Source organism: Anaerolactibacter massiliensis, assembly GCF_900290205.1.
Classification (GTDB): domain Bacteria; phylum Bacillota_I; class Bacilli_A; order Erysipelotrichales; family Erysipelotrichaceae; genus Bulleidia; species Bulleidia intestinalis.
The window spans coordinates 393,221-406,724 of the sequence record NZ_OLMH01000001.1 but is presented as its reverse complement, the minus strand read 5'-3'; the positions used below and the strand labels follow the sequence as shown (position 1 = coordinate 406,724).

General features: G+C 51.3%; 15 protein-coding genes and 1 pseudogene. All 16 read right to left on the bottom strand.

Going from position 1 to position 13,504, the window contains the following annotated elements; genetic code table 11:
- Positions 1–423 (bottom strand): annotated as a pseudogene (locus C7E00_RS16860) (baseplate J/gp47 family protein); the annotation flags it as partial.
- A gap of 330 nt (positions 424–753) precedes the next feature.
- Positions 754–1,065 (bottom strand): hypothetical protein, encoded by a 312-nt coding sequence (locus C7E00_RS02095; RefSeq protein ID WP_105302707.1) that lies wholly within the window; start codon positions 1,063–1,065, stop codon positions 754–756.
- On the bottom strand, positions 1,065–1,640 hold the full coding sequence (locus C7E00_RS02090; RefSeq protein ID WP_105302706.1) for a phage tail protein: 576 nt from the start codon (positions 1,638–1,640) through the stop codon (positions 1,065–1,067). The genes C7E00_RS02095 and C7E00_RS02090 overlap by 1 nt, the downstream gene beginning before the upstream one ends.
- 14 nt (positions 1,641–1,654) lie before the next feature.
- Entirely contained in the window at positions 1,655–2,170 is a 516-nt protein-coding gene (locus tag C7E00_RS02085; RefSeq protein ID WP_204378538.1) for a hypothetical protein, read from the bottom strand.
- 13 nt (positions 2,171–2,183) lie between these two features.
- Complete coding sequence (locus C7E00_RS02080; protein ID WP_105302705.1) at positions 2,184–3,518, bottom strand: phage late control D family protein; 1,335 nt, start codon at positions 3,516–3,518, stop codon at positions 2,184–2,186.
- Positions 3,515–3,766 carry a tail protein X gene (locus C7E00_RS02075; RefSeq protein ID WP_105302704.1) on the bottom strand — a complete coding sequence of 84 codons (252 nt, stop codon included), beginning with the start codon at positions 3,764–3,766 and terminating at the stop codon, positions 3,515–3,517. Before C7E00_RS02075 ends, C7E00_RS02080 begins: the two co-directional genes overlap by 4 nt.
- Positions 3,763–7,860: a phage tail tape measure protein gene (locus tag C7E00_RS02070; protein WP_105302703.1), complete on the bottom strand. Its 4,098-nt coding sequence runs from the start codon at positions 7,858–7,860 to the stop codon at positions 3,763–3,765. The genes C7E00_RS02075 and C7E00_RS02070 overlap by 4 nt, the downstream gene beginning before the upstream one ends.
- Positions 7,861–8,001: 141 nt before the next feature.
- Complete coding sequence (locus C7E00_RS02065; RefSeq protein WP_105302702.1) at positions 8,002–8,349, bottom strand: phage tail assembly protein; 348 nt, start codon at positions 8,347–8,349, stop codon at positions 8,002–8,004.
- A gap of 104 nt (positions 8,350–8,453) precedes the next feature.
- The gene (locus C7E00_RS02060) at positions 8,454–8,972 is read right to left on the bottom strand and encodes a phage major tail tube protein (protein WP_105302701.1); all 519 of its coding nucleotides are present in this window, start codon (positions 8,970–8,972) and stop codon (positions 8,454–8,456) included.
- 18 nt (positions 8,973–8,990) lie between these two features.
- Complete coding sequence (locus tag C7E00_RS02055; RefSeq protein WP_105302700.1) at positions 8,991–10,439, bottom strand: phage tail sheath family protein; 1,449 nt, start codon at positions 10,437–10,439, stop codon at positions 8,991–8,993.
- Between the two features lie 4 nt (positions 10,440–10,443).
- Complete coding sequence (locus tag C7E00_RS02050) at positions 10,444–10,731, bottom strand: hypothetical protein (protein WP_105302699.1); 288 nt, start codon at positions 10,729–10,731, stop codon at positions 10,444–10,446.
- Complete coding sequence (locus C7E00_RS02045) at positions 10,728–11,231, bottom strand: hypothetical protein (RefSeq protein WP_105302698.1); 504 nt, start codon at positions 11,229–11,231, stop codon at positions 10,728–10,730. The genes C7E00_RS02050 and C7E00_RS02045 overlap by 4 nt, the downstream gene beginning before the upstream one ends.
- A gap of 6 nt (positions 11,232–11,237) precedes the next feature.
- Complete coding sequence (locus tag C7E00_RS02040) at positions 11,238–11,792, bottom strand: hypothetical protein (protein WP_105302697.1); 555 nt, start codon at positions 11,790–11,792, stop codon at positions 11,238–11,240.
- On the bottom strand, positions 11,792–12,118 hold the full coding sequence (locus C7E00_RS02035; RefSeq protein WP_105302696.1) for a hypothetical protein: 327 nt from the start codon (positions 12,116–12,118) through the stop codon (positions 11,792–11,794). Before C7E00_RS02035 ends, C7E00_RS02040 begins: the two co-directional genes overlap by 1 nt.
- Positions 12,119–12,427: a hypothetical protein gene (locus C7E00_RS02030; protein ID WP_105302695.1), complete on the bottom strand. Its 309-nt coding sequence runs from the start codon at positions 12,425–12,427 to the stop codon at positions 12,119–12,121.
- Between the two features lie 10 nt (positions 12,428–12,437).
- Positions 12,438–13,502 carry a major capsid protein gene (locus C7E00_RS02025; protein ID WP_105302694.1) on the bottom strand — a complete coding sequence of 355 codons (1,065 nt, stop codon included), beginning with the start codon at positions 13,500–13,502 and terminating at the stop codon, positions 12,438–12,440.
- Positions 13,503–13,504: the final 2 nt, after the last annotated feature.

Sequence of the window (13,504 nt, the reverse complement as noted above, 5' to 3'; positions counted from 1 at the left end):
CAAGAAGCAGACATCCACTTCACCTGGAGCATTGCTGAAAACGCGCGCGTCTGTGATCTCCTGATTAAAGGAGCGGATCCAGAACTTATATGCGTCCTCGGTGCCAGTTGTGGAGTGCCGATCCGGTGCGATGAATACCCGCTCGCGCAGGGAGTCATCGTCTTCCGTATCTGCGCCGCCAGAAGGAACGTCAATGTTCTCAACTGATTGCACATACGGAATCGGATCCACCAGAGCACTGATCGAACCGACTGCAAGGTTATTGCTGCCGACTCCCGCTTCCATTGCCGTGCAAGGTACATCCACAGAAAGCTGTCCTGCCGGAATCTCGACATAGTCATCTGTCTCGAAGTAGTACTGTGAATCTGTGACTCTGGTGCCTGCTGGAATTGCGACAACACTGGTCTGTGCTGCAGACAGCATGAAGCGAACAGTTGTCCGGGCTTTCGTTGCCGGAGTCCTTGTGATGCCTTTTCCGGCTGCCATATTGTCGAGATACTCGCCCTCTGCGTATTTCAGCAGATTCTCTTTGAACGACTTATCGATCAACATGTACATCTGAAAAAGTTCGACCGCGCAAGCGTACAAAATTAAAGAGACGGGCTCTCCTCTTGCGAGGGAGTACGTCTCTCCAGTGATCTCGTTGTATCGATTCTGAAAATCTCGCTTCATCTGATCTTCCACGCTGTCCAGTGTGGTTTCATCGATGAAGCTGATGTCAGGGAGGTTCTCTAATTCTGGAATTGCCATGTGTTAATTACCTCCGATATAAACCGTGAGACCGAGAACCCCGTCAGCTCCGATCTCAGTGGCTTCCACTCTGTCAAGCTGGATGCCCGGCGCGTATTGTGCAATCTGCTCGGCCAGATCGACCGTGATTGTATTCAGCGCAGCCGGATGCGGAGCATCGACAGCTGTCCCGGATAAGCCGAAGGACCGGCTTCCCGGAATCGTGCCCTGTCGAGTAATCAGCAGGGCTTGTATGATCTGGTCAATCTTCTGAAGTTGTTCAGTGTTCAGAACGCCGTCCAGATCGATAATGTCTTCAAGTTTCATGTAATTCATTACCAGTACTCCTTGAAAGTTAAATCAACCGAGCACCGCACCAGTTCTCCGCGATTATAGACCGTGTTGTACGCAGCAGAAGAGGACTCTAGGAGGAACTTGTGTGCGTTCCATCCGTAGACCTGCCCGCCGAGTACGAGATATTCCACATCGCCGCGCCGGATCATCTGCTCGATCAGTTCCAGCGTTTTCTTTGGCTTCACGCCATGTTCAGCACTGAGATCAACAGTCATTGTGGTCTCCATGCGGTCTGGCCCCTGGAACTCTGAGCGAGGCGGAGCGTTGAGAATGTCGTGCGTTGCCCAGCGAGACGACTGACTGCGCTTCCAGTTCTTTGGTGTCATGATCCTTCGATCACTGACCTCAAAGATCAGACTCGGGCCGAAAGAACCAACGACGGACGATCTTGCCCGTCGTCTCTGTTCATCCTGCCTCCGTCTGGCTGCCTGCTCGCGCTGCCATGCCGACTCTGACATAATAACGGAAACCATACCGCCGCCGATTCTCACGACTTCGGTGCTTCTGTATACTTTTCCGGCAATGTAGAAGAGACTCGGTCCTGTATATCTTGACATAACTTAAAGCCTCCTCACTTGATGTGTTGAATGATCTCGGAAAGCGTGATCGACCCCGCAGCAGACTTGAAAGTGATCTCGCCGGTTGCTGTGAGGTTGATATCCTTCCCGGAATTGATGTTGATAGATCCAGCCGACAGATTGATCGTGCTGGCATCCACAGAAAGATTGCCTTCCAGATTCAGAGAGAAGTCCTTCACATTGAGGGACATCATCCCGGACATATAGATCAGGAATGCTTCTCCGATTGCAGTGGAATTGAAGTCTTTTCTGTAGTATCCAGCTCCACTGCCGTGCGGAGTGTTTTGCGTGTTCCAGTACGTTCCAAGACAGATGCCTGCCGCCTGCCCGTTAGACAGGTGAACCACAAGCACATCACTATCGATTGGCGGCATCTGATACTCGTCATTGAATGTCGCATACGGAAGATCATCCGTGACTGTTTCATCCAGATCCGGATAGGTGACCTTCACAAGACCATTCTTGTAGTCGATACTGGACACCTTGCCGATTCTAATAGGTCTGTCCATTCAATTCCTCCACTCAGTCAAAGGTGCCATTGTCCACCCAACCGTAGACATTGGAAGAACCGTCCACATGGATCAAGTGCCAAGGATGCGCTTTTCCGCTTCCGTTCTTGATCGTGATCCGGGCTCTTCCAGCGCGTGCCGGATAACCTTTCGCACCTGGATAACTTGTGTAGTAGTGCGTTCCGCCATGGAAGTTGACGATATCGCCCACGTTGTAAGACTTGGACTTTGCAGCCGCTTTCTTGGTGGACTTTTTCGGTTCTTTGGTTGTCTCCGTGACAGTGTAATGTACAACATCAACCTTGTTCTGATACCGGTGCATCTTGACGTGCATCTTCGTTCCGGATCCGTTGACCGTAGTTTTGACCTCGTCCACGAAGTAGTTTCCTGCCGCTTTACCAAGCGAGCCGTCAACCTTGACCATGATGCCTGATACCATTCGCACGTCCGGCCAGATATCTCCCTCAAGGATTGTCGCTTTTTCGTTCTCATTGTTGACTCCCGCACTGATCAGATGAATTGCGTCTGCCAGATTAGCAGCCTGTTCTGAGAGTTTCAGCGTCCTTGCACTTGGATCCTTCTCTCCTTTGGTGCCTGTGACAGGGCAGTAGACTGAGAACTCCCGGTCCACTTTGTTCTTCTTTTTGTTGTCGGTCTGCTTATAAGAGCAGCGCCCGCCGGTATAGGTCCCTTCAATTGTGTCTGTCCAGTCCCATGAATCACCAACGAAAGAAGAACGAGAAATAGTGAGCACTGGCTTGTGAACCTCGTACTCATTCTTCCCGTACATCACGATTCTGTTTTTGTAGATCTTCATACCGACGCCGTACTTCTTAGCCAGCTCATACAGAAAATCCGAATCACTGCGGTCAGTCTGTTCGATAGACTCAATCGCATGATCAGGGCCGTCGTACATGAATGCCAGTTTATATCGCGAAGCAATTTCCGCACCGATACCTTTGACACTTGTAGACTTCCACGTCTTCGTCCGGTTTGTCCTCTTGATAGAGGTGTCAGTTGGAAGGCTTATCCCGCCGAGATTAGCGATCAGCGGTCCGCCGGTCATGTTCATTTCGTCCAGGAGAAAGTCCCCGCAATCCATCCTCTTTTCGTCATATTCACTGTTCCAGTGATGGAGCAGGATCTTGGCAACGATCCGGTCTCCTTTTTTCGGAAGCCAGCCGTTCAAAAATCGAAGATCAGAATTGAAAAGTGTCAGTGAAACCGTGTCAGAAGATCCACTCGCCACGTCATCGTAAGTAAACTCCTGCTTGATGTCCTTCAGTGTGTCCTTAACGGAATGACCGTTGAAATACAGATCAGTCTCTGCGCTTCTTGCTGTACTCATAGGCCATTCTCCGGTGCCACTGGAAGGCCAGCGTCATAGTCATCATTCGACCGCCACGCAGGCAGATTTTCTGTCTGTGAGACAGTCAGATCTGGAATAATGACCGGAGTCCCGGCGGAGAAGACCAGAACGTTGATCAGAGACCAGTTGGCCTCGATCAGCTGCTTCATGTACTTCTCGTCACCGAGTTCCTGCCATGCGATCTTGTCCCAGGTATCGCCCTGGACTGTGTAATAGATCTTACTCATTCAAGACCGCCTCCTTGTTGTGCAAAAGACTTGCGGCCTTGTGACCGCATCCACTTGTTCATCATCTTCTCGAAGTCGTCCTGGCTCATCCGATCAGCCTGGATCACGTCATCTCTTGTGACTCCGGATCCTTCGATGCGATAAGTAGGGGAGTAGATGAACTGTGGAGTCTGCACTGGAACGCTTGTATTCATTCCTGTGAAATTGCCTGTCAGAGTGTCCACAGCCGCCGGGATTGCCGCCGATGCAGTGTTCTTCATCTGTCCGAAAGGATCGCTCAGAACGCCGCTCTGCGTGTTCACAGAAGGCTGTGCAATGCCCATGCTCGCAATCGGCGCCGCAAGATTCTGAGCCGCAGATGTAGCGACCACCTTAGAGCTGTCTTTCATACCTTCTGCGAGACCTTCGCCTGCATAGATACCAGACTGCTCAAGGACTCTGGATGGAGAGTGAATCTTCAGGGCACTGTTGACCGTGCTTGCCACCTGGTTTGCAATACTTCTCGCCTCAGCAATAGCCGAAGCACCCGCTGATGCGATGCCGTTCCGCAGTCCAGACATTGCGTACTGACCCGCAGAGAACATCTGTCCATGCAGTCCGGAGAATGCCGCTGCCATAGCTGCTGCTATGCTTGCGCACTGTGCTGTCGCCTGAGATCCTCCGGAAGAAATGACTGCCAGATATGCCGCGACCGCCGCAGTAATGATCGACAGGATCGCATTCGCACTTGTCTGTGCCTGCGTCTGGATCGCTGTCATGCCCGTTGTCGCAGATGAGCGCATCTGAGCCATGCTAGTCACCACAGCCGCATTGCTTGCCATCATGGAAGCCGTGATTGCATTGGTCACTCCTGCCATCGCACTTGCCGCGATTGTGCCAAGAGCGGACAGTGAAGCAATTGTCCCGGCCAGAGAGCCCTGCAGGGATGTCATGCCTCCTGCTGCCGTATTGACACCGGCGGAGAAAGTTATCATCGCGGCTGCCGCCACGACAAGAGGTCCCTGAGCAGAATTGACCGCTGCCGAGAAAGGAATGATGGATGCTGTCAGCAGCGTGAACGCGGATGCCGCTGGTGTTGCCACCCCCGGAATCTGTGCCGCCGCTGTTGTGAATAATGTGATGCTCGTTGCTGTGAGAGCCAACGCTCCGGAGAGAAGAGCGATTCCTCCGCTCAGAAGAGTGATTGCCGCTGCGGATCCTGCCGCACCTGCTGTCAATGCAAGGAAAGCGGCTGCTGCCGCTGTTGCCGCTGCCGCAAGTGGAACAAGTGCCGCAGACAGTGGAATTGCGCCTGCCGCAATAACTCCCATCTTTGCCGCCGTGCCGACTGCATTCTTTGAAATCGAGCCGAGAGCCTTTCCAGCTGCCGTCGCAGATGCCTCGATGATGACAACGGATCCAGACACGAGTGTCATTGCCGCTGCCAGAGGAATCATGCCTGCGGATGCCGCAAGTGCTCCAGCCGCAAGGACAAGCATGGATGCTCCAAGAGCCGCCGTCGGTACGCTTGCCGCAAGTGCTGCTGCTGCGAATGGGACCATCGCCACTGTGATCGCTGTGACAGGTACTACAGCCGTCAGCATAGCCGCCGAGAAGATTCTCGTTGCCGCACCGAGTGCTGTGAGTGCTACTGCACCGACTCCTGCAGATGCTCCGATCAGAGCCATTGAAACTGCAAGAGCAGATGCCCCTGCGGTTGCTCCAAGGATTCCAACCGTTGCTGTAAGAGCCGCCACACCGAGTGCCGCGAACCCTGCAGCCGCTATTGCTGCGCCTGCTGCTCCAGCTGTCGCCATTGCACCGAATGCTGTGATGGAAGCACCCAGGGAAAGCAGAGCAGCCGAAGCCGCTGGACCTGCCGATGCAATTGTCGGAAGAGCCGATGCCAAGAGAGTGATTCCAGCAGATGCCATGGTCACACCCGCACCGACCAGTGTGACTGCTGCGCCGAATGCCAACATGGCAGGGGAGGCAACAAGCAGAGCTGGTCCGAGAACTGCAAACACGACTGCCAGTCCTGCGATTCCTGCCGCCATGAGGGCCATTGCGACCTGCGCTCCGGTTCCTGCCTGTGACAGTTGAACTGCAACATTTGCAAGCATTGAGAATCCTGCAGATGCTGCAAGGACAGCTACACCGAAGGCAATCATTCCGGCTGCTCCGGCTGTAAGAGCTGGTCCCATTGCGCCAGCTACTGCAAGGAGTGCAATCATGCCACCTTCCATGACAGTGAGCCCCGCAAGTGCGAGAGGTCCAGCGTTTGCGATCTGCGTTGCAGCCAGTGCCATCATGCTCATTCCAGCGGATGCCATCAGAACAGCGCCGCCGAATGCCAGCAGCCCAGTTGCTCCTGCTGTCAATTGTGGTCCCATAGCCCCAGCAACGGCCATCAGAGCGATGATCCCGCCCGTCATGACCGACAGACCAGCCAGAGCGAGAGGCCCCGCCTGAGCCATCTGTGTGGCTGCTATGGCCATCAATGACATTCCGCCTGCAGCCATAAGGATTGCACCGCCAAGAGCGAGAAGCCCTGTTGCAGATCCCTGCACACTTGGTGCGAGCTTTGCCACTATGGCCATGAGTGCCGCAAGACCGGCACCAAGACCAACGAGAGCGACAACTGCTCCCGGTCCAGCTGATGCGAGTTCCTTTGCTGCTTTGACAAGAATGTAGACGCCTGCCGCCGCCATTGCAAAGCCTCCGCCGAATCCGAGTGCATTCTTTGCTGCAGCACTCATCGCGGTGTTAGCTTGCTGTGTCGGTCCATTGATTCCTTTCGTGTGCTTTATCAGCTTCTGTATAGCTCCTCCAGCTGATCCGAACATTCCAACCAGCTTCCCGGCGACCTTAAATAACCGACCACCGATCAGGAGAACCGGCCCAGCCGCCGCTGCAATGCCTGCCCATTTGACAATATTCTTCTGCATTGACGGATCCAGATTGTTGAACGCATCAATGAGAGATGTGAGCTTATCGATGAACGGCTTCACAACCTGACCGGCAATCTCGCCGATGTTATACTTCATAACATCGAACGAAGAGCTCAGCTTTTCAAGCGAGCCACCTGTCCCGGCCATGAGTGCATCGGCCATGTTCTGAGATGTTCCTGCGCAATCGTTCAATGCCGCAGAATACTTCTGCACTTGCCCTGGTGCTGCATTGATGAGAGTCATCCATTTTGCCATCTGGTTCTTGCCGAAGAGTGCCGCAGCCGCCTGCAGCTGTTCTTCCTGCGTCAAACCAGCAAAAGCAGTGTGCAACTGGCCTTGAACATCCGCCATGCTCTTCATGGTTCCGTCCGCGTTGAAGATGTTGAGGTTCAACCTCTCCATCCATGCGGCGCCATCTTTTGCCGGGCTGGCCAGTTTTGCAAGACCTGTCTTCAGGGCAGTTGCGCCTTCAGCTCCACTGATTCCGGCATCACCGAAGATGTCGACCACAGTGGCCAGGTCCTGCATGTTCCATCCGACAGAGTTGGCCACAGGTCCAGCGACCGCCATTGCCTCAAAGAGGTCAGAGGTTGTCGTGTTTGCCTGTGCCTGAGCTTTGGCCAAGATGTCTGCAGCTGTCGATGCGTAGCTTGAGTCCTTGCCGAACATCTTCAGTGCATTTCCCAGACCACCAGTCACTTCAGACAGATCTGTCTCAGTTCCTGCTGCCAGGTTGAGGGCAGGAGTGATCATGTCAGCCGCCTGTGCAGCTGTAAAGCCCTGACGTGCAAAGTTCAAAGTCGCATTTGCGGCATCCTGCATTCCAAATACAGAGTTAGCAGCCGCCGTTTTGATAGCAGCAGCCAGCTGATCCGCTTCATCCTGTGTGGATCCCATCGTTGCCTGGACAAGGCGGAGAGTCTTATCCACATCACCGAATTCTTTGACTGAAGTGGCTGTCAGGCCGACGATCGGAGCCGTAACTCCTGCCGTCAGACCTGTGCCGAGCTTCGTCATAGTATTGCCGATTGCGTTGAGGTTCTGTGATACGGACTGAGTCTTTCCTAGTCCCTGCAGTTCTTTCTGAGCTCCGGAGATTGCACTCTGTAGTGACTTGTCAAGCGTGCCCGCAATCTTGATCGCAATTTCGTACTCACTTGCCATTCTTGCGTGTAACCTCCTTGAGATCCTGACACATGTCAATCATGTCGAAGATCCCCATTTTCATGAAGTAATCCAGTCCAGTGTTGAGGTTTAGACTCAACGCGAGACAGCACTTCCTTAATTCCGTGAGATCGGCGGGATTTAGTCCTCGCCGTACATAAAAGTTGTGACGCGGTTCTTCACTTTCATTGCGTCTTTGGCACTGAGCTGATGATAGAACTCAATCGGAAGCCCGCTCTTCAGTGCTGCGACTGTCAGTGTGTACTCAAGATCCAGCTCACGAACGGCGGAGATATTGCCGTTGTTCGAGTATATCTTTCCTGCCTGGATCAGATCGTCTGCAGTCAGATCTTCCAGTGTAGTGAGATCGATCTCAGAGACCTCATGGCCTTCAAACAGGTAGGTCTTGCTCAGCTTGATCTTGTTTTCATCTTTCTTCTTGTCTTCAATCTTGACGATTTTCGTTTCTTTGTTTTCAGCTTCAGCCATAATTACTTTTTCTCCTTTTTCTTATGGTTTTAATAAATAAAAACAGCCGGGGAGATACTCATGATCCGCCCGGCTGCATTTGATGACAATAGAGTAATGCTAAATTAGCACTGTGCTCTTACCTGAGCCATCAGATCTTTGCCGCGGACGATGTATACCTGATTCAGCTTGTCAAGTTCAACGAGAACTTCATTGTTGACTTCGATTTTGATGTAAAGCACTTCAAGTTCGACGGAAGGTTCAACCTTCTTGCCCTTCTTCAGGGATCCGTTTGTGATGGTCTTGGCTTTGCCTCTGATAACCACTCTGACCGGAACATAGACCGTCGCACCCGTTGCCGGATCGATGACCTGTTCTGAGCCTCTGAGTGTCAGCAGTGGCGGATTATTGACGTCTGCCAGATCATAGATGGATCCATAGAGAACCGAGAACGGAATCTTCACGGTCATGGATTCAAACTGACCTGTTGCCGGATCCTCGATCTCGCCGTTCATGCCGACTCCTTCGAGTGTATCCGTCATGGCAGGGAATTCCGGAAGCTCAGTCTCACCGGATACACCGATAAGTCTGTTTCCGTCTTCGTAAACGTTGTAGTTATTCAATAAACTAGGGATTTCAGGCATTGTTCTGTCCTCCTCTCATTATCCCTGCAGCGCACTCTGCAGAGTGTCAATGTCGTAGTTGACGATGTCTTCAATATCCTGCGCCGGTGTGTACGGAGCAATGTGATGTCTGAAGGTCATCTTGCCAGCAAGAATGTCTGTGATCGGATTGTCATCGTCAAGATATTCGATGGAAGCGCCTGCCCAGTAGTCCGGTGCATAGCTGTTGCATCTGATATTCTCGGAGTCAACGATGTTCTGGATCAGTTTCTTGTTCATCGGATTGTCTACCTTTGCAAAGTAGGTGTTGATGAACGTGTTCTCCTGCCATGTGAACATTCTGCGAACTGCAATCCAGATGTCCTTTGCATCATCGGATGTCGGGTATGCATTGGTGTAATTGCCCCACAGTCTCCAGCCATTCTGATTGATGGCTGTGACAATGCCATATCCATTGACAGTGTTCGCCTGATCCTGATCGAGCAGAACTTCAGTTCCATCGTCAAGGCATTCACCTGTGGTTCCCATTGGATGGTTGGACGGACTCTGATACGGAACATCGTCTGCATTGCTGTCGATGTATTCGATCAGGCATCCAGCGACTGCAGACTTTGCAAATACCAGATCACCGATCTTGGAGCATGGCCAGAAGGATGCAGAGAATTCAGACGTGAATCCGCTGTCATCTTTGACTTTCTTTGTGTCTGTGTAGACTCTTGCCTGCTTGGTGTCGATGTCAAGCAGGGCAAAGCTCTTGTATACTCCATTCAGCTGTGCTGCTTTTGCAGAAAGAGCACCGCCGACTGCTGCACTCTGAGAATATCCCGGAGCAAGCAGGAGACCAGGAACGATTCCCAGTTTTGGAAATACCTGACGGATTGCCTGGATTCCAGTTTCTTTGCCAGTTGCAGAATCAACCGCACCGATGATGTCTTCATCATTGACCTTTTTCGGATCCAGCTTGTCACCGGTGAGAGTCAGTGTGGTTGCTCCATCCAGAGCGCCGCCATCAATCAGTGTGATGATTGCATAGCCAGTTTTTGCATCGAATGAAACTGTGTAGTCTGTATTCAAGACTCCAGCAGAATCTTCTGTGCCCTTAACGGACAGAGAGGATGCAATGACACCGACTTCAGGAATCTCAGCCTGCTTGTCATTGACCTGTGCGGTCTTTGTTTCAATTGCAGACTTGTGCTTTGCCGGATCCAGAACGTTGATGTACACAACCGGGCCGACTGCAAACGCATTAGCAGAAAGATACATCGTCTGGCAAAGCGTGAAGTTCTTCACGTCGTTGACATAACCGAGTTCTTTCATTGCTTCTGCAGCAGAGTTGGCCAGGATCGGAACATTGACCTTTGATGCTGGATTGGCGACCATGTTGATCGGAGCACAACCAACTACAACCTGCACCGAAGACTTGCCAGTCTTTGGAACTGTGACAGCGGTTGCCTCTTCACGAACGTAAGTTCCATGCTTAATAGGCATTTAATCAGCCCTCCTTCTTTCTCAGACCTTCAGTCTGTTTGTATGCTTCCCAGGCCCAGCCTTTCTCAGCTTTGATCTGCTGATGAGCCTTGCCATACTCAGCAGGGCTGATGAACAGATTGGCGATCAGAGGAGCTTCCTCTTTTGCCTTGAGCGCTGCATCCGGGATGCTTGCATAAACTGTGCCGGTGATTGCGATCCCTTTGATCGTCGGTCCGACATATAAAACGAGCTCCGGTTTTGCCGGAACCTTTGCCACTGTTGCAGTGGTCTTTTTCTTCTCATCACTCATGAAAATTCATCAATCCTTTCCATCTTTGGAGTGGAAAACTTCATTTCGATTGCACCGAAGTAAAACGGGTAAGTGTTTTCATCCAGGATCTCCCACTTCATCTTTGGAGATGCGCGGTACTGATTGTCCAGCAGTGCCTCCTGAAGGAAGCGGTTCGCCACCTTCTGAATCATGCTGAGGATCTGGACGTGACCCTGCCTGTCTTTGCCTTTGTCCTTGACTCCAAACTGAATCACAGTGGTGACATGCCATGGATCCTCATCATCTTCAGTATCTCCCGTGAACACCTGGACGATGAAATACGGAAAAAACTGAGACGGATCATCTTCGTCATCATAGGTCTCCGGAAGCTGCTGCTCAAACGCATGGATCTGAACTTCATTCCCGGCATCGTCTGTCAGATGCATTCCACTGAGAAGACGATTGATCTCCTTTTTCAGTGACACCTGCAGACCGTGAATGTCCATCAGATTCCCGGTGAGGTTTTCAAAATCGTCCATGATTCATCATCCTCCCTTTGCAAGCAGGACTTCAACCTGCTGCTCCATGTAGTGGTGCAGATTCGTCTGGATGACTGGCTTTGTCACTCCGTAGACGTTCTCATTTTCAAGCATCTTTGGAATTGATACAGAAGACAACCGTTTGATCGGAAGACGTCTGTCAGATCTTCTCTGATACATTTGATCATTCGGACCTTTGAAGGCTTTGATGTCTCCATATAGCAGTTGTTTCAGACCGTTACCTTTGACAATGTTAGCCTTGCCTCCGGCTTTCTTTGGAGCCGTAGTGTGGAACCGTACAATGGAGATCGGAGCACCCTTGGATTCAATTTCTGCCTCAAGATTTCCTGCATTGGCCTTGTGAATGACCATGTTCTTCTTGAAGCCTCCGGACTTCAGCGTGTAGCGCTGCCGGGCTTTATTTCCGAGGTCCTTTCTCGCGGTCGTTGCGGTTCTGTTCAACGCCCTGGAGATCACTGTCGGTGCTTTATAGCTCAAAGATCCGAGCTTCTCAACAACCATTCTCAGATCATCTTGATCGACTTCATACTTGATCTCCATCAGCCTCTGTTCGCCTCCAGCGTGATCGAATAGACTCCCATCTCATCGATGGCATCCGTGACTCTGTAGTCCTTGCCATCAAGAGAGAAGAGTGCGCCGTGTTTTGGCAGTTTGCCGAAGTCAGCAGCGGAAAGAAAAACCAGCATCTGTTTGACATATATGCCATCCATGTGCTGGTTCAATCTCTTTTCCCGCTCGATCTGCTCATTGTTATCAATGATCAGCCGCATTTTTTTGCCATTGACTTCATGTTCATCAGCAAACTCCAGATCATTCAGAAAGACGCTGCCGATGTCAGCGGCAACCATGTCCTTGAATGCGGACAATTACTTTGTACCTTTCTTGCGGCTTGAAGTTTTCTTCTTTGTCTTGGATACCGGAGCCTCTGCCTCAATGACAGGAGCATCTTCCGGATCCTCTTCCGGCTCGTCTGTCTTTTCTTCTTCCTGATCGGACTCAGGAGCATCTTCCGGATCCTCTTCCGGAATCTCTGGACCTGGTGTGATCTTCTCAGCCAGTCCGCGCTTGATCAGAGATTCTTCCAGATCAGCATCAAGACCAACCATGTCACCAGGCTTCAGTTTCAGCTTGTCAGCATAAAGCAGAGAGCCCACTGTATTCAAGATCTCAATCATGGTCTTCCTCTCAGAAAATCAGATCAGCATAGATGCTGGAATTCTTGAAGTATGGAACATTCAGAGGTCTGGACTTGAGTGCCAGTGTTCTCGCAGAGTTCTTGCTGTCAGTGTAGACATGCGGAACTCTTGTGCCAGGCTGAGACTCGATCTCCTTGGTCTGATCGTTGATGAATGTAATCCTCTGATACATTCTCTTACCGAATCTCTGACCGGTGATGAATGCACCCTTTGTCGGAACGAAGAACTTCTCAGTGCCGTCCAGATCAACATAAGTCTGATCGTAAGAGTAGAAGTCAACCGGTCCAACGCCAGGAACATTCAGAGTGCCATAGAAGGTGACTCCGTTGAGATCCTGAATGTTGATATCACCAACAACGATGCGACGGTTGTCCAGGAGCTTCTGGATCTTCTCGTTGTTGAAGAAGATTTCACCAACTTCTGCGCCCATGACAAACTTGTCATGCGGCAATCCTCTCTTTTTCAGAGGAGCAGCCATCTTTCTGACAACATCGAAGAAGTCATCAGCAGATGTCAGTGCCTTGCTGAAGGTTACCTTGGCACCGTTTGTATCGCCATCATAGAACTTCAGAGTGAAGTCTTCAGTCTTGCTCTGATCGTCTGCGATCTGCTTCAGATCCAGAGCATTCTCAGTGAGGACCTGTGCAGCCATCTGCTCTTCACGAGTTGAGATCATCTCATCGAGATCCTGCATGTCCTGCGAGATCAGCTGGACTGCTCTTTCAGAAGGGGACAGATTGGAATACAGAGATTCTGCAAACTGCTTTTTGGAAACATCATCAACTGTCAGAGTTCTGGAAGGGGCAATCAGCGGAGCAATGACATCGCTTGCCTTATAGCCAGCTCTGCGAACTGCGACGTCGCCTTTTCCAGGAACGACAACCGGAGCAATCATTCTGGACTGCTCGTCCTTGTATTCGACAAGGATCCTGTCAGCATCCGGAGTCTGCACATCTGCGAAAAATGTATCACGCAGCCAGCAAGGCTTCGGTGTGACAAGCTGTTCCGCAACCATTAAGGCATGCGTGTTGTAATAAAATTCAGATAAATTCATGG

What these genes read in the sequence shown, in the direction of transcription:
- C7E00_RS02095 (WP_105302707.1), bottom strand. Translation starts at nt 1,065, where the DNA reads ATGAATTACATGAAACTTGAAGACATTATCGATCTGGACGGCGTTCTG.
- C7E00_RS02090 (WP_105302706.1), bottom strand. Translation starts at nt 1,640, where the DNA reads ATGTCAAGATATACAGGACCGAGTCTCTTCTACATTGCCGGAAAAGTA.
- C7E00_RS02085 (WP_204378538.1), bottom strand. Translation starts at nt 2,170, where the DNA reads ATGGACAGACCTATTAGAATCGGCAAGGTGTCCAGTATCGACTACAAG.
- C7E00_RS02080 (WP_105302705.1), bottom strand. Translation starts at nt 3,518, where the DNA reads ATGAGTACAGCAAGAAGCGCAGAGACTGATCTGTATTTCAACGGTCAT.
- C7E00_RS02075 (WP_105302704.1), bottom strand. Translation starts at nt 3,766, where the DNA reads ATGAGTAAGATCTATTACACAGTCCAGGGCGATACCTGGGACAAGATC.
- C7E00_RS02070 (WP_105302703.1), bottom strand. Translation starts at nt 7,860, where the DNA reads ATGGCAAGTGAGTACGAAATTGCGATCAAGATTGCGGGCACGCTTGAC.
- C7E00_RS02065 (WP_105302702.1), bottom strand. Translation starts at nt 8,349, where the DNA reads ATGGCTGAAGCTGAAAACAAAGAAACGAAAATCGTCAAGATTGAAGAC.
- C7E00_RS02060 (WP_105302701.1), bottom strand. Translation starts at nt 8,972, where the DNA reads ATGCCTGAAATCCCTAGTTTATTGAATAACTACAACGTTTACGAAGAC.
- C7E00_RS02055 (WP_105302700.1), bottom strand. Translation starts at nt 10,439, where the DNA reads ATGCCTATTAAGCATGGAACTTACGTTCGTGAAGAGGCAACCGCTGTC.
- C7E00_RS02050 (WP_105302699.1), bottom strand. Translation starts at nt 10,731, where the DNA reads ATGAGTGATGAGAAGAAAAAGACCACTGCAACAGTGGCAAAGGTTCCG.
- C7E00_RS02045 (WP_105302698.1), bottom strand. Translation starts at nt 11,231, where the DNA reads ATGGACGATTTTGAAAACCTCACCGGGAATCTGATGGACATTCACGGT.
- C7E00_RS02040 (WP_105302697.1), bottom strand. Translation starts at nt 11,792, where the DNA reads ATGGAGATCAAGTATGAAGTCGATCAAGATGATCTGAGAATGGTTGTT.
- C7E00_RS02030 (WP_105302695.1), bottom strand. Translation starts at nt 12,427, where the DNA reads ATGATTGAGATCTTGAATACAGTGGGCTCTCTGCTTTATGCTGACAAG.
- C7E00_RS02025 (WP_105302694.1), bottom strand. Translation starts at nt 13,502, where the DNA reads ATGAATTTATCTGAATTTTATTACAACACGCATGCCTTAATGGTTGCG.